Here is a 17,239-nt window from a genome sequence, read left to right on the forward strand (position 1 = left end):
ACTTCGAGGGTAGCTCGCTCCATTTTGCGATCGCAAGCTGTCTTAATGAGCGAATATAGTAAAGCCGCACCCAAACCTTGACGGTGATATTCGGGATGAACCGCCAAAATTGTAATGTGGGCTTCATCTAAAATTGACCAAAAGCAACCCATTCCTAGCAAACTGATGCTGGAGGACGGGGAAAATAAACCGAGTAAATCGCTGTTGGGGCTGTCCAATTCTCGCTTGTAGCCCTCTAGAGTCCAAAGTCCGCCAAAACAAGCTCGATCGAGTTCTAGAATTGCACTGAGATTATCTGGTGTCAGTAATTTAATTTCTAAGTCTAATGAGATCACATTTATTGAATAAGATTACAAACCCTTTGTACACTGGGAATCGGGAGACAAACTCAAAGCCCGTAATTTGAACAAGGAAAACTTTTATAGTTATGGTATCGACTCACCCCACTGGGGTTCAACATTCTGGAAGTCAATATTTACCTCAAAGGCACGACACCAACGCGAATCTCTCGCCTAATCAAGAACTTTTACCCTTAACTGCTAAAGTTCAGAATCATGACTCCCTGGAAATTGGTGGATGTGATGTCACAACCCTAGTTGAGCAGTTTGGTTCACCTTTATATATTTTAGATGAAGAAACCCTGCGTTCGGCTTGTCAGCAATACCGAGATGCTTTCAAGCAATATTACAAAGGCGAATCTCAAGTATTGTACGCCTCAAAAGCTTGGAATTGTTTAGCAGTTTGTGCGATCGCCGCATCAGAAGGTTTAGGAATTGATGTCGCCTCAGGTGGTGAACTTTACACCGCGCTGCAAGCAGGTGTTAATCCTGATAAAATCTATCTTCATAACAACAATAAATCTCGTGAAGAACTAATTTTTGCTATAGAATCCGGTTGCAGCATTGTGGTGGATAACTGGCACGAGTTACGCACTATAGTAGAAATTGTGGAGAAGTTGTATACAACTCTACAAAAACCTCGAATTATGCTGCGGTTGACTCCAGGTATCGAATGTCATACGCACGAATATATCCGCACGGGACAACTAGATAGTAAATTTGGCTTTGATCCCAATCAGCTAGATGAATTGTTTACTTTTATAAGCAAGCAATCTGCTCTTAACTGCGTAGGTTTACATGCTCATATCGGTTCCCAAATTTTTGAACGCCAACCGCATCGAGATTTAGCCGCTCTGATGGTGCAATGGCTGCGGGATGCCGCGAAGTATGGTTTAAATATTACAGAGTTAAATGTCGGTGGCGGTTTGGGGATTAAGTATATAGAATCAGACGATCCCCCTAGCATTGAAGAGTGGGTAAAACCCATTTGTGAAGTGATCCAAGAAGCTTGTGCAGCTGAAAATTTACCTTTGCCAAAATTATTGTGTGAACCAGGGCGATCGCTAATTGCCACGGCTTGCGTCACTGCTTATACTATTGGTTCATCCAAAGTTATCCCAGAAATTCGTACCTACGTAGCCATCGATGGGGGAATGTCTGATAATCCCCGCCCGATTACTTACCAATCGGTTTATCGGGCAGTAGTTGCCAATAAAATGTCTTCACCTTTAACCCAAACAGTCACAATTGCTGGTAAACATTGCGAATCAGGAGATATTCTGATTAAGAATGCACTACTTCCAAAGACTGAACCAGGAGATATTCTCGTAGTTATGGGAACTGGTGCGTACAATTACAGTATGGCATCTAACTATAACCGCTTGCCCCGACCGGCAGCAGTTGTGGTGGCGAATGGCGAAGCAAATTTAATTTTGCAACGTGAAACTTATCAAGACTTAATTCGACAAGATCGCCTACCAGAAAGGCTAAAGAAATAGTCATTTGTCCCCGAAGTTCTGTTCGGAGGAAGCCTCCGCTCAGACTTCTCTCTTGGTCATTAGGAGCCACTGCGTTGCGGTGAGTCCAGCGCTGTAGGCGGGTTTCCCGCCGTAGGCGACTGGCATTAGCGTAGCGGTAGCGACGTTAGGAGCGTCACCCGGAGGGGGGTTCCCCCGTTAAAGCAAGTGGCGTTCATTAGCCAGGAACTAATTACTAATGACTAATGACTAATGACTAATGACTAATGACTAATGACTAAATGTAATTAGAGGCAAAAGTGTAATCCAGATGTCATGAGAGATTGGTGGAAGCAATGGCTGATAAACCTAGGATGGTCACAGTCCTTGCTACTTGGGACTCTGGATATTGTGTTAGTGCTGGCGCTGACGTACATGATACTAGTTATTATTAGTGAGCGCCGAACACTGTGGATGGTGAGGGGATTCATTATCTTAATGCTAGCCTCAACACTAAGTGGCCGATTAGGACTACCTCTGCTAAGTTTTGTATTGGAAAAGTTGGTGATTGGTTGTGCTGTAGCGATGGCAGTTGCTTTACAGTCAGAGTTTCGGCGGTTTTTGGAACAATTGGGGCGTGGCGAATTCCGCCAGTTGTTTCAACCCGACCGGCTGGCAATCCCCAAATCTGATAGTGTAATTGATGAAATTGTTGAGGCTGTTAAAGAATTGTCAAAAAACCGTATTGGAGCTTTACTAATTGTGGAAACCACAGGGCCAATTGATGAGCGAGATTTTTCTGTGCCAGGAGTAAAGCTAAATGCGGAGGTTTCTAAAGAACTAATCCAGACAATTTTTCAGCCGAAGACTTTGTTACACGATGGGGCAACATTAATTCGCGGATCGCGGATCATCTCATCGGGTATAATTTTACCACTTTCGGGACGCACAGCCTCGCGCCAGTTGGGAACACGCCACCGGGCGGCAATGGGAATTACTGAGCGGGTCGAAAATTGCATTTGTGTCGTTGTGTCTGAAGAAACGGGTTCTATTTCCTTAGCGGAACGGGGAACCCTAAATAGACCCCTGACGATTAGGAAACTGAAAGAATCATTAGAGGCTCTTTTGTCCCCAATCGTGGATAGGGAAGCTGTAGCTCCTGGTCTGTTTAGTTTTGTTCGTCAGATAGGTGGGAAGACACGAGCACTGGTTTCACGTTTACTCAGATTACCATCGACCGCTTCTCGAGATAAAAAATGACAGCACAACAAACTAAACTGCAAGATTTGCCTACTGACTTAAAACGAGAACTATTGCCACAGCACGTTGCAGTGATTATGGATGGCAATGGTCGATGGGCTAAACGTCAGGGTTTACCTCGGATTATGGGCCATAAGCGAGGAGTAGATGCCCTCAAGGATTTACTTCGCTGTTGTCAGGATTGGGGAATTCAGGCGCTGACGGCTTATGCTTTTTCAACGGAGAACTGGAAAAGGCCACAGGAAGAGGTGGATTTTTTAATGACTCTGTTTCAAAGAGTTTTGCGCCAAGAACTGCGAGAAATGGTCGAAGAGAATGTGCAAATTAAGTTTGTAGGAAATTTGCAGGCTCTGCCACGATCGCTCCAACAAGAAATATCCCGTTCAATGGAAGCAACTAAGGATAATGGTGGTATCCGGTTTTCAGTAGCAACTAATTATGGCGGACGACAGGAGATTTTACAAGCTTGTCAGGCGATCGCAAAACAAGTCCAGCAAGGTCTGCTACAACCCGATGAAATTGATGAACAGGTTTTTGAGAGCCACTTGTACACAGCCGGAATTATTGACCCAGATTTGTTAATTCGCACCAGTGGAGAAATGCGCCTTTCAAATTTCCTTCTCTGGCAAATGGCTTATGGAGAAATTTACATCACAGATGCTCTTTGGCCCGATTTTGACCGGGCTGAGTTTCACCGCGCCTTATGTGCCTACCAACAACGCGAACGGCGATTCGGAAAAGTATGAATCAAAAATCATCGTGAAATAGGGCTTTGATATCTCGATAGCCACTGACGACACGGAAAATCTCTACATCTTGCTCTATGGGCATGTAGAGGATGAGGTAATTATCTATTGAGAGGCTACGGATACCAGGTAAAATTTCATTACGTAATCGTCCGAGACGGGGGAACTGAGCAATTTGGGCAAATTTTGCGTCCAGCTTACTTAAAAAACCCTCAGACTGAGCCAAACCAGATTGTCTCGCAATATAATCTGCTATTTGCTCAATATCTTGAATTGCGGGTTTGGTAAGGCGAAATTGTGGTGTCATGCTTCGTCTGAAACACCGTAGCGCGATTGCACATTGGCGCGAATTTGAGCCATTGCAGCCGAGCCATCAACAACTTCGCCTCGCCCGGACGCTTCCCACCCAATACGCGCTTCTTGTTGCAAATCTTGCAGTCGTCCTTGATAGATGTCTTCTTGCTGTTCCAGGAGTTTTATGCCTGCAAGAATAACTGCGATCGCGTTCTGATATTTACCGCTAGTGAGTTGACGTTGAACTAGCGCTTCTACTTCAGGTGGCAGAACGATTTGCATGGATTTTTGTCGGAGTAGGATTAACTTTAATTGTAAGCGATCGCTTTTGTCAGCTATACCTTACAAATTTGGCAATCACATTTTTACGATGAACTGGACTCAGCACTTCCTTATGGCCCAGAAAATACCGCTTGTTCTACATCATCCCGACTCAAAGAATACTTGAATGAACGTTGGATATCTTGTCCATTTTCCCCAGATTGGACATATCGCACTACGATTTGCTCAACATCGAGCCATAGTTCAGCTTTCCAATTAGGGCGCTGTATATGCCAGCAATGCCTCTGTGTGTCGTCTTGTTGACAGCCTTGGTTTTTTAGCCACTGTTCAATTTGTGGCAGAGGATGATTATATAGAGGGGTATCAGAGGAAAGAAGAGGCATAGGAATTTTGGATTTTGGATTAGGGAATTTTTTAATTTTTAATTACTATAGGGGTAATTTAGTTGCGATACATGGGTAATCTGCTGTTGTACAGATGGAGTTGGTTGTAGCAAATGCGAATGGATCGCAGCCTCACCACGAGTTAAGCCAATGGCAACTGCTAGTAGCAGACAACCTACAAATGTTAACACCAGCATAAATAAAGCAAAAATTTCGCCAGATGAGAGGGGGCGATCGCTAGGATCGAGGTAAGCTGATTTTGACCAGTCATGACGCGAGACGGGACGGTTCAAGTCAGGAGGTGGTTGAATCACCGCCAAGCGAGAATAGCCAATTTTGAAATCGTAGCTTAACCGCCGTTCTGGATGGCTAAGGGTAGCGTAGGCTTCGTTGATTTGCTGAAATTTGAGAGTGGCGATCGCAGTAGGCAAGTCTGTAGTATCAGGATGATAGCGTTTGCTCAGTTGCCTATAAGCACGACGAATGTCGATTACCGATGCCGAGGGATGCAGTCCTAGCAGGGAGTAATAAGTTGGTTTACTGCTTTGTGGCATTGCCTCGTTGTGATTCACGGCTGTTTGAGTCACCTTGCTCAAAGATATTTTTTATATTCTAAATCCTTTGTGATTGGCGAAGCCGGAAGAAGACAGAGCAGGCCAAGTATTTGATAAAATATTTTATAAAGCATTGAATTAGATGCGATGGATATCAAAATTAATCTCGAAAATATTCAAACTCTCACCGATTTTAAACGCAATGCCAAGGATTACTTAGAACGGATCAAGTCCACAAAGTCGCCACTTGTACTAACTGTAAACGGGAAAGCGGAGGTTGTGGTACATGAAGCGCAAGCGTTTCAGCAGATGATAGATAAACTCGCTCGTCTTGAGGAAGAACTCGAAAAATTCAAACTAGAAGCGTTACGCAGTCAAATCGACATTGGGATTAAGCAACTTGAGAGCAGTCAGTATACTGAATATAATGACGAGTCACTTTCGGCTTTTTTTGCAAATATTAAAGCACGAGGACACGAAAAATTGACTGATAGCGATTCTGTATGAGTCGATTTCGGATTTCTACCCAAGCAGCGCAAGATATTGAAAATATCTGGAAATATGTAGCGCCAAATAATTTAAAAGCTGCTAATAAACTTTTTGATACTCTGCGAGAAAGTTTTCCAAAACTAGCTAAATTTCCTCAATTAGGTAGAGAACGGTCTGAATTAGCACCTTTTTTGCGAAGTTTTTCGGTAAAAAATTATTTAATTTTTTATCGTCCTATAGACGAAGGCATAGAAATTGTACGTATATTGCACGGCTCACAAGATATAAAAACTATTTTTCAAGATGAAGGTTGAGGTCAAGATAATTCGTAATTCATAGTTAAGTCCCTACGAATAAATGAGAGGGCATGAAATATTGATTACATTTTTTCTCCATTGATAAATTAAGGAATTCATAGCATTACTTACAAATTATTTTGGTAAATAGCTGGATATGCTATCTCATCCCTAACTAAGTAAATCAGCACGGGGTTTAAAAGTTTCAATTTGCCGTAACTTTTCATAGAGTTCCCGTTCTTCTTGAGTAATATTTTTTGGGGTAACTATTTGAATTTCCACTAATTGATCGCCACGTTTGCCATCATCGCTGGGGTAGCCTTTATTCCCTAGCCGGAATTTTTGACCGGATCTAACTCCTTCAGGGATGGTCATTTTTACAGGGCCATCGAGAGTTGGTGCTTCTACCTGTCCTCCTAAAACTGCCTCAGTGGGAGTAACTGGTACTTGGCAGAGGATATTTAAACCATCTAGCTTAAATAATGGATGAGGATTAACGGTAATTTTTAAGTATAAATCGCCACCACCAACGCCTTGGTTTCGCAAACGGATGGTTTGACCTGTTACCATCCCTGGAGGCATACTAACTTCTAGCGATCGCCCATCTTCCAAACGAATGCGTTCATTACCACCTTGATAAGCTTTTTCTAGTGGGAGCGTTAATCTAGCTTCTATATCTCGACGGGTAGTGCGAGGTGGGGTGCTAACTGTGTAGGAAACTTTTGTTCTGGGGGAACGAAACGGATCGGTATTATTGCCATTATTGGATTTACTTGCCGTATTTTTATTTTTGACGCCGATAACTTGATTAATAAAGCTTTCAAAGTCGGAGAATTGGCTTGGATCTACCTCCTGACTGCCGTTGCGATCGCTAGCGCTACTCTGCCAAGTTTTAGCCTTTGGCGTCTGTTTGTTGCCTGCAAAGCCTTTTTGCTTCCAGTAGCGGCTAAACTGGTCGTACTGCGATCGCTTGGCTGAGTCTGAAAGGACTTCATAAGCCTCGCCAATATCCTTGAATTTTTCTTCAGATTCTTTGTTACCCGGATTGAGATCGGGGTGATATTGTCTTGCTAAACGCCGATAAACTTTTTTAATTTCCTCACCAGAGGCGTCTTTAGATACTCCCAAAATCTCATAGTAATCGCGGAAATTAGGCAAATTTTGCATAGTTCAGTTATTTAAACTTTAAATTTTAGATTTTGGCTTAATTAAGAGTTAGGAATTATGAGTTACGAGTTAGGAGTTGAAAGATTTAATTTTTAACTCCTCACTTCCCTCACTTTTCACTCCTGACTTCTAACTTTTTTTAGGAGTATTACAACCAATCATTGTCTTCTTCGTCATCCCAGTTATCTTGGTAGCTGGGACGGGATTTGCGTGGCGGACGGCTTTGGCTTTCGTATGAGGAACGACTGTCTCGGCTATAGTCTCTGCCATAGTCTTTACCGTAATCTTTGCCATAGTCCTTACTGTATGAATCGCGTTCCCGATATGTATCTCTGGGAAAGTCGCGTTCTTTATCTTTATCACCAGTAAATATGTCACGGATTGTACCAAATAAGTCGTCATCTTCATCTTCAGCATAAGTTTCCCTGACTTCCCGATTTAGCTCATAGAGAGCATCTTGCAAATCGGCGTATGCTTGGTCAATACCGCGATCGCTATTTTCCTGAAGACTCTCCTTCAGTTGTCGGCAAATATTATCAATTCTTTGGCGGCGGTTTCGGGCAAACTGCATACCAAATTCCAGTGCTACTTCTCTAAGCTGTCGTTCTGCTTGAAAAACCAACGCCTCTGAACGAGTCCGCTTTTCTACCCTTTCTTTACGTTCGCGATCGACATCGGCGTATTTCTGAGCATCCTGAATCATCCGATTCACTTCTGACTCGTTCAAGGTGGAAGCGCCTTGAATAGTGATACTCTGCTCTCGCCCAGTGGTTCTATCTAGGGCTGTTACCTGTAAAATACCGTTAGCATCAATATCAAATGACACCTGAACTTGGGGAATTCCTCGTGGTGCTGGTGGAATGCCATATAGCTTGAAACGTCCTAAAGACTTATTGTTTGCTGCCATTTCCCGTTCGCCCTGGACTACGTGGATTTCCACAGTATTCTGGTTATTTTCGGACGTGGAAAAAATATCAGAACGACGGACTGGGATGGTAGTATTGCGGGGAATAAGTTTTTTCATCACGCCGCCGATGGTTTCCAATCCCATAGAAAGGGGTGTGACATCTAAAAGCAGCACATCTTTGAGTTCGCCTGCGAGAATTCCTGCTTGAATTGCTGCACCCACTCCCACTACTTCATCAGGGTTGACGTTTTCGTTAGGTTCTATGCCAATTAAGTCCCGTACTAGCTGCTTCACCATTGGCATCCGTGTAGAACCGCCGACTAATACCACTTCTTCAATGTCTCTGGATGAGAGTCCGGCATCTTTGAGAGCGCGTTTCACTGGTGTCCGCAATCGCCCCACCAAATCACCACACAAGCCTTCAAATTGAGAACGCGTTAGACGAGTTTCGAGATGTTTGGGGCCTTCCTGATCGGCAGCAATAAAAGGTAAGTTAATTTCGGTGACGCTGACAGCAGAAAGCTCTATTTTGGCTTTTTCCGCCGCTTCCATCAGACGTTGTAAAGATTGTCTCTCGCGTCTTAAATCTACCCCTTCGACTTCTAAAAATTGCTCTGCTAGCCAATCTACTATTACTTTGTCAAAGTCGTTACCACCAAGTTGCGTATCTCCACTGGTAGCTTTGACTTCAAATATTCCATCGCCCACTTCTAAAATCGACACGTCAAAAGTGCCGCCACCCAAGTCAAATACTAAGATAGTTTCCGTGTCACCTCGATCCAATCCATAAGCCAAAGATGCAGCAGTTGGTTCATTGAGAATCCGCAGCACCTCCAAACCGGCAATCCTGCCAGCATCGCGGGTTGCTTGCCGTTGAGAATCGTTAAAATAAGCGGGTACTGTAATTACTGCTCCTGTTACTGGTTCACCCAAATAGCGACTAGCATCGTCGGCTAATTTCTTCAGCACCATTGCCGAAATTTCTTCTGGGGCGAAATCCTTATTGAGCCGGGGACAAGCAACTTTAATATTACCTACTTCGTCCTTGCGGATGGTGTAGGGTACACGCTTAGAATCTGGACTAAGTTCGGCATACTTGCGCCCAATGAAGCGTTTCACTGCAAAAAAGGTATTTTGTGGATTGAGGACGGTTTGTCGCCGTGCCATTTGCCCAACCACCCTTTCGCCTTCTTTGCTAAAGCCAACTACGGAGGGGGTTGTTCGCATTCCTTCTGCATTGGCAATCACCACCGGCTTGCCACCCTCCATAACGGCGACTACTGAGTTGGTTGTACCCAAGTCGATGCCGACTACCTTGCCCATGCGTTACTCTTCTCCTAAAGTGTCTTATACATTTATTATGATTGGGCGGAACTACCTCTAGCTTTGTGCTATTGAATGAAAACACCTCAATGGTATAATAGTCATCATTAAGGCAATAAGCTAACAAGTTCAGCTAGAGCAGATAGTTGCAAGACTAGGATAGCATTGACGATGATTGGTGTGTCCAAGCAGCCTCAATTCTTGTTATCCTTTCTATGTACTGTATCTGCAAGTTTGTAAATGCACCTTAATAATACTTGCTTTACTTCTTTGAGTGGCGGACAATCTTAATATTGCAACTATTTTAACCATTTGAATTTAACAGAGCGATTACAAACTTCCCTGGCTGAGATTGCGCGAGAACGTGATCCTTACATGGCAACGGCTGGACATTTTTTTGTCCAAGAATACATCCGCCAGCAATTTTCCCAATGGGGGAGTGTGGAAATCCACACCTTTGAAGTCAGGGGTAAAGCTTGTAAGAACTTGATATTAAATTTACCTTCCCAAGGGAGAGGACAAAAAAAGGATTTGTCACCGATTTTAATTGGCGCTCATTATGATGGCGTTCCGGGAACAGTAGCGGCTGATGATAATGCCACTGGTGTGGCGGTGTTGCTGGAATTAGCCAGAAAGTTTGCTGCTCAAGCTATAAGATATCCCTTAAGGCTAGTTGCTTTCGACATGGAAGAATACGGCTTACTGGGTAGTGCTGATTATGCAGCCTTGTTGCACGAACAAAAGCAACAGCTACGCTTAATGATTTCCCTAGAAATGCTGGGCTATACCGATTCTACGCCTGGTTCCCAAAGTTACCCCCCTCCTCTGGAACGCTTCTACCCAGACAGAGGCGATTTTATTGCTTTAATTGGCAATTTGCGGACATTGCCTGACTTAATTGGCATGAGCCGTAATATTCGCAAAGCTGGCGTACCTAGTCAATGGCTACCCGTGCCAAATCGGGGTTTAATAGTTCCCCAAACCAGACTTAGCGATCATGCACCTTTTTGGGATTTAGGTTATCCGGCAATGATGGTGACAGATACGGCATTCTTGCGAAATCCCCATTATCACAAAGCTAGTGATGCGATCGCTACTTTAGATTTAGATTTTCTGAGCGGTGTCTGTGAAGGGTTAGAAATTGCGATTCGGCGGTTGTGAAAATATTAGGCATGTCCAAAAATTAAATATGCATTATCCAGAACCCTTGTATATTTGTCAGATTTTTTAGTAAGAGGAGGATTAAACAATTCGCTCTCTAGGTATACTCTGGGCAGAGCAGGGGCATGAAGTATTTTTTGGCTCTCGTGATGCCGAAAAAGGAAAAGCAACGGCAGAGTTCGCAGGACGCGGAACGCAAGGTGGAACAAATGATGGCAACCTTTATGGAGCAACGCACATTTACAACAGTGTGGTAAGAATTGCAAGCGATCGCAGTACTACTATCATTGCTCAAGCCGAGTCAGGTGTAATTGGTAGCACAGCAGTAGCTTTTGGTCAAAGTGAAGGCGAACGCACTGCAATTTATGTTGTATAGCAACCACCACGCATAGACTGAGCTTGTCATACTGCATTACTGCATGACTGAATTGATGCAGTAAGTATAACTTGAAAGCGTGTATTGAAGGATTTTTACAACCAACATCAGAACTATTTACTGCGTTACTGGATTAAAGTTTGTGGTCGATTGACTTTTTTGGTTGATTAGTTTGTCCTGATGTCACAGACTTGATTGCGAGATTGATGGTATCTTATTTTTGCACAAACTCCTTTATCCCAATCGCTATACAAGCTATGACACTCAATTTATATTTACTGCGACATGGAGAAACTACTTTTAGTCAAAGTGGTAATTTCTGCGGTGAAACTGATGCGGAGTTGACTTCTGAAGGTATGCAGATGGCATCCAGTTTTGCCGATGTTTATCAAAAATTGAAGTGGGAGGCTGTTTATGTTAGCCCGATGAAGCGTGCAATTGCAACTGCTAAACCATTTTGTGATGCTATCGCTATGGATATGCAGTTGCGTGACGGACTTAGAGAAGGTAGTTACGGCGAATGGGAAACTAAGAGTAAATCGTTTGCCCAAGAGAATTACGCAGAAAACTATGTAAAATGGTTGACAGAACCCGCTTGGAATGCACCACTAGGTGGAGAAACTGCGGTAGATATTGCTAACCGTTCTATGCCTGTAATTGCTGAAATTCAAGAAAAATATCCCCAAGGTAATGTTTTAGTAGTTTCCCATAAAGCCACGATTCGGATTATGCTTTGCAGTTTACTGGGGATTGATTTGGGACGCTATCGCTATCGGGTGAATATTTTGGTCGCGTCGGTAAGTATGGTTAAATTTGACGTTCATGGCCCTTTGTTAGAAATATTAGGCGATCGCCATCATATACCCGATCATATTCGCTCTCGTTCGGGAACATAAAGTCCTTTAAACAAAAAATCGAAGACGAGCGATCGCCTAAGTTGAGGGAGTAAATGAGCAATCGTACAGAAAGTTATGCCCAGAGCATCGCTATCGGGAAGTAATGAAGCGCCATCAGCTACGGTGGGCGGGTACAGCACTTTTTTGCGTATTCAAATATTTGAATACGCAAAAACTTAAGTATTAGTCTAATTTGGCACCTGGACGACCATTCTCAACAACAAATGAAGCAAAAGTGTATACAGGCGCATCTGGACGACTCACAGTTGTAACAATACGCAGGTCAGTCTGCCAACGCTCATAGTTAAGGTTGACTCGGAAGTAGCCTCGGCGATCGCCATCAAAGAACTTAATGTGTGGGTTTTCTGGAATCTTCGGGCCGTAGTAGGGGCCGTAGACATTGGCATCACCATTGCTAGTAATTGAGGGAGTCACAAACTCTGTAGCCACTGTTGGAGAGTTAGAAGCCTTAAAGTCGAGCTTCAGGTCATTGACAAATGTAGAATGCCAATCCCCAGTAATCACCACTGGGTTAGAAATCCGGTGGTTGGCGATGTGGCTTAAAACACGATTACGTGCAAGGGGATATCCATCCCATGAGTCGTTCCAAAAGATTTCGCCTGGCCCAATTTTATGATCTAGCTCTGCCATTAGCACCTGTTGAGCAAGTATGTTCCAACGTGCTTGAGAACGATCAAGACCATCCAGCAGCCAGCGCTCCTGTTGACTACCGAGCATGGTTTTAAATGGATCTAGGGCTGCTGGGCAACGGGGTGTTTCACCGTCACCGCATGGCTGATCGCTGCGGTACTGGCGGCTATCAAGTACGCTAAACTCCGCCAGATTACCAAAAGTCAGCCGACGGTAAATCAGCATATCTGGCCCCTGTGGTAAGGAAAATTCCCGCAGTGGCTGATGCTCATAATAAGCCTGATAAGCAGCAGCACGCCTTTTAAGAAACTTTTTGACCGGATCGTTGTTTTCCGAAATGTCATCGGTATAGTCATTTTCAACTTCGTGGTCGTCCCAGGTGACTGTAAAGGGAAACAAGGCGTGAGCTTTTTGTAAATCCGGGTCAGTTTTATATAGAGCATATCGAAGGCGGTATTGCTCAAGGGTATTCGTTTCTTTTCTAAACTCTTCAGGTAAAGAAACGTTGCGTACACCACCTGTGGCAGGGATGCCGTATTCGTAAATATAATCACCCAAGTGAAAAACCAAATCTAAATCTTCTTCAGCTAGGCGACGATAAGCAGAATAGAAACCATCCTCCCATTTTTGGCAAGTAACAAACGCAAAGTTAAGCTGATTCAACCTAGCGCCAATCGCTGGAGCAGTACGGGTACGACCAATCGGACTATCTTCATTACCCACTTTAAACTGATACCAATACCAACGGTTAGGCTCTAAACCACGTACATTTACATGAACAGAATGCGCTAATTCTGGAGTTGCTAATGCCACGCCTTTTAGCACAACTTGTCTCATGTTTTCATCCAAAGCAACTTGCCACCGTACTGGCACATTCACCTGCGGCATACCGCCACCATTTAAGGGATCTGGAGCCAGCCGCGTCCATAGCACTGCACTATCTGGTAAAGGATCGCCAGAAGCAACACCAAGGCTGAAGGGATAGGCAGAGAATCTTGACAGTGCAACAACTTTATGAGTCCAAAGACTAGCAATAGCACTTGCGGTCAATGTGCCGACACCGAGCAGAAAGCGTCGCCGCTTTGCTGTAGTGGACAACAAGCGTTGGAAATGTACACGTTCCATAAAAGTCCTTGTTGAGATTTCTACAATAAAAGAGAATAAAAAACCTAAATAACAACTATCTAGTTGCTAACAAGATTAATTATCAAATTGGGTTTAATTAGGGCTTAAGAAGTTATTAATATTGCAATAACATTATTTACAATGAGCCAGCGAACAAGTTGAAGAGCGCGGCCAGCCGTATAAGGGCACGAGCAATGGAGCGATTCCTACGACAGGCTACGCCTACGCACCTCAGCTATAGTTGCTATTTCTCAAACCTAAGTAGAGGATTAGATACCTTTGATAATATCCGTCACATAATCAGTTGGTGGTGGTGGAAAATCTTCAAAGATAATTAAATACCAAATCTCGTTTAGCTTCTGGTATTGATGATAATTATCAATGATGACAATATCAGTTTGTTAATTACGTTAGCGTAGCTTACTTCTCGCCGGAGACAAGTATTACGAATTAGAAATTATCGGCAAGTATATAGTAAAAGTTGCCCCTTTATTTGGTGTGCTACTGGCAATAATACTGCCTTGATGGGCTTCAATAATTCGCTTGGAAATTGCTAACCCCAGACCATTGCCACTACCTTTACGTGCGGGGTCTGTTGTATAAAATTGTTCAAAGATTCGGGGTATATCACCCTCTTTTATTCCTTTTCCCTGGTCTTGAATTTGGATTATAGCTTGTTTACCTTGGCTGTATGCAGAAATAAATACTTGAGAATTGGCTGGTGAGTGCTTAATTGCATTATCCAACAAATTGAGAATCGCTTGTAATAGCCGCTCTGGATCGCCCTGGATAATTAAATTTCCTACGTTCACTTGTGTAGAAATTCCTAGAGTTCGCATTCGTGGTTCTAGTGCATTGACAGCGCGGTTAATTAATCCATGCAGCGAAATAGCTTGCTTTTCTAGTTCAGTAACCCCTGCTTCCAAACGTCCTAAATCCAGCAAGTCATGAATCAATCGTGATAAACGTTTGATTTCGCTTTCGATAGTTTGAAAAAAGCGATCGCGTAATTCTGGTTCTTCAGATGCTCCTGCTTTGAGTGCGTCTACTGTCACCTGAACGTTACTGATAGGTGTACGTAATTCATGGGAGACATTGGCTAAAAATACTCGTCGCTCTTTGTCTAGGGAAGCTAACCGCTCACTCATCCGGTTGAGTTCTGCTGCCAATTGATCTAACTCATTGTTCTCATGGATCGTCACCCGATCGCCAAAATGACCGCCACCCAAGCGAATAGCAAAATTCTGCATTATCTCAATCGGTTTTGAGAGACTGCGAGCAAAACGACTGCTAATTAACGCACACAGCAGAATCGTTACTGCTAGCGTTCCCAAAATACTCCAAATTACCCGAGCAAACTGTCGCTGAAGTTGCTCCAAAGTCATAGACATTCGGATTATGCCCAGTAATTGACCGTTACGCTCAATAGGTTTAGTAATATAGAGGCGATCGCTGTTTGATAAAACGCCTTTGGCAATTCCTTGCTTTACACGGTTTTGTAGAGCTTCCCGTATTCCCGGAACCTGAGACCAATCTTTAACTTGGTTGTCTAACTTTGGGTTAGAAGTGGCTAATAAACTGCCTTGTTGACTAAAAACACGTAAGGTTATGGTTTGTGGTGCGCCATACCGTTGCACTAGCACCTTTACCTGTTTAATATTTTTTTCTTCTAGTGCATCTGCAACACTTTCACTTAACGCACTCGTCCAGTTATCCAAATCTGCTTGTCGCGATCGCATGAAGTAATCATGGAACGACCACAATATATAACCTGCCATTAGTGACGTTCCAAAAGCTGTTAGCATGAGGTATGTGCCTAACAGCTTGGCATAAATTGTATTTAATTTAATCCCAGGTATCCAGCCTCTCATGAAGGCTGCTCCCCAGAACGACGACGCAATACTGCTTTGATGCGTGCTAGTAGTTCGCGGGTGTTGAACGGCTTAGTAATATAATCATCTGCACCTGCTTCTAAACCCCAAATTTTATCAATATCCTCATCTTTAGCTGTAAGCATGACGATAGGTACATTGGAAAATGCTCGAATCCGCCAGCAAACTTCCATACCATCAACTTCCGGTAACATTAAGTCAAGCAAAATTATATCTGGTACTTGCTTGTGAAACTGTTTGATTGCACTATGTCCATCGGCAGCTGTAGTCACCGTGTAACCTTCTTTTTGTAGTGTATAGCTGAGACTGTCACAGAGGGGCGCTTCATCATCTACAAGTAATATGTGGGGCATGGTTAATTCTAAATTAACGTTAGTTTTTTCTAATTATGTTTTGTATGAATAGATGTATTTTTGAAGATGGAATGCAATACAGATTTTTAAGTTTCTTCTCTTCGTTCCAGTGCTGATTACTTTGAGCCAATAGTTGAGCCGACCCCAATATAATACTCAATGGTGTACCAAATTCATGGGATAAGCTGTTGCGCCTTTAATTTGCACTAATATTTTTTCAATATGCTTGTGGGGTGGGCATCTTGCCCGCCCTGATTGTGCAAGTTGTATACATAACAGCTTACCATTGAAAAAAAGCGTAACTTCAATTCGCTAAGTTCCTTTTCTTGAGCTAAAGTCTGTTGAATAGCTTCTGCTTGCTGGCGCTTCACTAATTGCTGATAAACTGGCGGCTCGGGTTTGGGATTAGCCATCGCGATCGCGATCGCCACCAAGCTCGGAATCTAGGACTAGTACTGGGACGCTTGGCGCAAGGTACAATACTGTTAATCGGGCTATTTGTTGCTTTGTCGATTTAAGCAAACTTTGGGACTTACAGTTTACCGTATCTTTTTTTACATCTAATCATCCATAACCTAAAAATTTAAATTTTGCTGAGAAATCTGTAAGAAGTTTCTAAGGAAAATATTAGTTTTTTAAATATCAATCCTTATCTATTCATAATTATTGGATGAATTATTTAAGCAATAATCAGTTTAAAGTTGAAGCCAAAAGCTATATCGCTGATTGATGTATTGAGGAATTGAAATCATGAAATTAAGACATTTATTAATACTGGGCTTGTCTTCTCTTATCATGCTTGGCTGTGTCCGCGAAGTATCAAAGAACCAGGCTAATGAAAGTCCTATAGCTATGAATGCATCTGTTCCCGTGTCTTCAACTCAGGCGAAACCTCTAAATAAGTCAGCGCAATTTCCAGATTCAACTGCTATTAAGTCAGGCACATTTGTTTCTGGAGAACATACAACTCAAGGGAAAGCTAGTATTACCGCTAAAAACGGCAAATCATTTCTAGAGCTTGATGAGTCATTTAAAACTTCTGAATTAGGGCCAGATTTAGTAGTAATTTTGCATCGTTCAGATAATGTAATTAATTCAACTAAGCCACCATCATATCCTTTAAAAAACGGAGATTATTTTATCCTAGCTCCTCTAAAAAAATATAGTGGCGCTCAAACATATTCTATTCCTCAAAGTATCAATTTAGCAGACTATAAATCTGCCGCTATCTGGTGTCGCAAGTTTAATGCTACTTTTGGCGCTGCTAATTTGAATCAGTAAATATTAAA

General features: G+C 42.9%; 20 protein-coding genes and 1 pseudogene. 9 read left to right on the forward strand and 12 right to left on the reverse strand.

Going from position 1 to position 17,239, the window contains the following annotated elements:
• On the reverse strand, positions 1-335 hold a 335-nt coding region (locus tag VE944_RS17320), incomplete at its 3' end, for a GNAT family N-acetyltransferase (protein WP_324979294.1).
• 92 nt (positions 336-427) lie between these two features.
• Between VE944_RS17320 and lysA the strand changes: the two genes are divergently transcribed.
• The 3 genes from lysA (at position 428) to VE944_RS17335 (ending at position 3,801) form a co-directional block, all read left to right on the forward strand.
• On the forward strand, positions 428-1,837 hold the full coding sequence (gene lysA / locus VE944_RS17325) for a diaminopimelate decarboxylase (protein WP_324979296.1): 1,410 nt from the start codon (positions 428-430) through the stop codon (positions 1,835-1,837).
• A gap of 294 nt (positions 1,838-2,131) precedes the next feature.
• Positions 2,132-3,055 carry a diadenylate cyclase CdaA gene (gene cdaA / locus VE944_RS17330; protein ID WP_324979299.1) on the forward strand — a complete coding sequence of 308 codons (924 nt, stop codon included), beginning with the start codon at positions 2,132-2,134 and terminating at the stop codon, positions 3,053-3,055.
• A complete protein-coding gene (locus tag VE944_RS17335; RefSeq protein ID WP_324979301.1) occupies positions 3,052-3,801 on the forward strand; it encodes an isoprenyl transferase in 750 nt (249 codons plus the stop codon). The genes cdaA and VE944_RS17335 overlap by 4 nt, the downstream gene beginning before the upstream one ends.
• Before the next feature lies 1 nt (position 3,802).
• On the opposite strand, the gene VE944_RS17340 is transcribed toward VE944_RS17335, so the two are convergent.
• From VE944_RS17340 to VE944_RS17355, 4 genes are all read right to left on the reverse strand, one after another.
• Positions 3,803-4,108, reverse strand: coding sequence for a type II toxin-antitoxin system RelE/ParE family toxin (locus VE944_RS17340; RefSeq protein WP_324979305.1), 306 nt, complete (start codon positions 4,106-4,108; stop codon positions 3,803-3,805).
• Positions 4,105-4,377: a ribbon-helix-helix domain-containing protein gene (locus VE944_RS17345; RefSeq protein WP_324979308.1), complete on the reverse strand. Its 273-nt coding sequence runs from the start codon at positions 4,375-4,377 to the stop codon at positions 4,105-4,107. The genes VE944_RS17340 and VE944_RS17345 overlap by 4 nt, the downstream gene beginning before the upstream one ends.
• A gap of 110 nt (positions 4,378-4,487) precedes the next feature.
• Positions 4,488-4,760, reverse strand: a complete 273-nt coding sequence (locus VE944_RS17350; protein WP_324979311.1) for a DUF3143 domain-containing protein — start codon at positions 4,758-4,760, stop codon at positions 4,488-4,490.
• Positions 4,761-4,798: 38 nt separating this feature from the next.
• A complete protein-coding gene (locus VE944_RS17355; RefSeq protein ID WP_324979345.1) occupies positions 4,799-5,314 on the reverse strand; it encodes a J domain-containing protein in 516 nt (171 codons plus the stop codon).
• A gap of 147 nt (positions 5,315-5,461) precedes the next feature.
• On the opposite strand from VE944_RS17355, the gene VE944_RS17360 reads away from it, so the two are divergent.
• Entirely contained in the window at positions 5,462-5,821 is a 360-nt protein-coding gene (locus tag VE944_RS17360; RefSeq protein WP_324979314.1) for a type II toxin-antitoxin system prevent-host-death family antitoxin, read from the forward strand.
• Positions 5,818-6,117 (forward strand): type II toxin-antitoxin system RelE/ParE family toxin, encoded by a 300-nt coding sequence (locus tag VE944_RS17365; protein WP_324979317.1) that lies wholly within the window; start codon positions 5,818-5,820, stop codon positions 6,115-6,117. Before VE944_RS17360 ends, VE944_RS17365 begins: the two co-directional genes overlap by 4 nt.
• A 153-nt stretch (positions 6,118-6,270) precedes the next feature.
• Here VE944_RS17365 and VE944_RS17370 read toward each other — a convergent pair whose 3' ends face one another.
• On the reverse strand, positions 6,271-7,266 hold the full coding sequence (locus VE944_RS17370) for a J domain-containing protein (RefSeq protein WP_324979320.1): 996 nt from the start codon (positions 7,264-7,266) through the stop codon (positions 6,271-6,273).
• A gap of 148 nt (positions 7,267-7,414) precedes the next feature.
• Positions 7,415-9,496, reverse strand: a complete 2,082-nt coding sequence (gene dnaK / locus VE944_RS17375) for a molecular chaperone DnaK (protein WP_324979322.1) — start codon at positions 9,494-9,496, stop codon at positions 7,415-7,417.
• Positions 9,497-9,808: 312 nt separating this feature from the next.
• Between dnaK and VE944_RS17380 the strand changes: the two genes are divergently transcribed.
• The 3 genes and pseudogenes from VE944_RS17380 to VE944_RS17390 all read left to right on the forward strand — a co-directional run bounded on the left by VE944_RS17380 (position 9,809) and on the right by VE944_RS17390 (position 11,929).
• On the forward strand, positions 9,809-10,657 hold the full coding sequence (locus tag VE944_RS17380) for a M28 family peptidase (protein WP_324979325.1): 849 nt from the start codon (positions 9,809-9,811) through the stop codon (positions 10,655-10,657).
• A 211-nt stretch (positions 10,658-10,868) separates the two neighbouring features.
• Positions 10,869-11,030 (forward strand): annotated as a pseudogene (locus tag VE944_RS17385) (gluconolactonase); the annotation flags it as partial.
• Positions 11,031-11,290: 260 nt separating this feature from the next.
• Positions 11,291-11,929 carry a histidine phosphatase family protein gene (locus VE944_RS17390; RefSeq protein WP_324979328.1) on the forward strand — a complete coding sequence of 213 codons (639 nt, stop codon included), beginning with the start codon at positions 11,291-11,293 and terminating at the stop codon, positions 11,927-11,929.
• Here VE944_RS17390 and VE944_RS17395 read toward each other — a convergent pair.
• From VE944_RS17395 to VE944_RS17415, 5 genes are all read right to left on the reverse strand, one after another.
• A complete protein-coding gene (locus VE944_RS17395; RefSeq protein WP_324979330.1) occupies positions 11,902-12,069 on the reverse strand; it encodes a hypothetical protein in 168 nt (55 codons plus the stop codon). The genes VE944_RS17390 and VE944_RS17395 overlap by 28 nt on opposite strands.
• A 43-nt stretch (positions 12,070-12,112) precedes the next feature.
• On the reverse strand, positions 12,113-13,705 hold the full coding sequence (locus tag VE944_RS17400; protein ID WP_324979333.1) for an alkaline phosphatase D family protein: 1,593 nt from the start codon (positions 13,703-13,705) through the stop codon (positions 12,113-12,115).
• Between the two features lie 443 nt (positions 13,706-14,148).
• Positions 14,149-15,576: a sensor histidine kinase gene (locus VE944_RS17405; protein WP_324979336.1), complete on the reverse strand. Its 1,428-nt coding sequence runs from the start codon at positions 15,574-15,576 to the stop codon at positions 14,149-14,151.
• Entirely contained in the window at positions 15,573-15,950 is a 378-nt protein-coding gene (locus VE944_RS17410; RefSeq protein ID WP_324979339.1) for a response regulator transcription factor, read from the reverse strand. The genes VE944_RS17405 and VE944_RS17410 overlap by 4 nt, the downstream gene beginning before the upstream one ends.
• Positions 15,951-16,156: 206 nt before the next feature.
• Positions 16,157-16,363 carry a hypothetical protein gene (locus VE944_RS17415; RefSeq protein ID WP_324979348.1) on the reverse strand — a complete coding sequence of 69 codons (207 nt, stop codon included), beginning with the start codon at positions 16,361-16,363 and terminating at the stop codon, positions 16,157-16,159.
• Positions 16,364-16,700: 337 nt separating this feature from the next.
• On the opposite strand from VE944_RS17415, the gene VE944_RS17420 reads away from it, so the two are divergent.
• Positions 16,701-17,231: a DM13 domain-containing protein gene (locus VE944_RS17420; RefSeq protein ID WP_324979342.1), complete on the forward strand. Its 531-nt coding sequence runs from the start codon at positions 16,701-16,703 to the stop codon at positions 17,229-17,231.
• Positions 17,232-17,239: the final 8 nt, after the last annotated feature.

The organism is Nostoc sp., from assembly GCF_035638895.1.
Lineage (GTDB): Bacteria > Cyanobacteriota > Cyanobacteriia > Cyanobacteriales > Nostocaceae > Nostoc.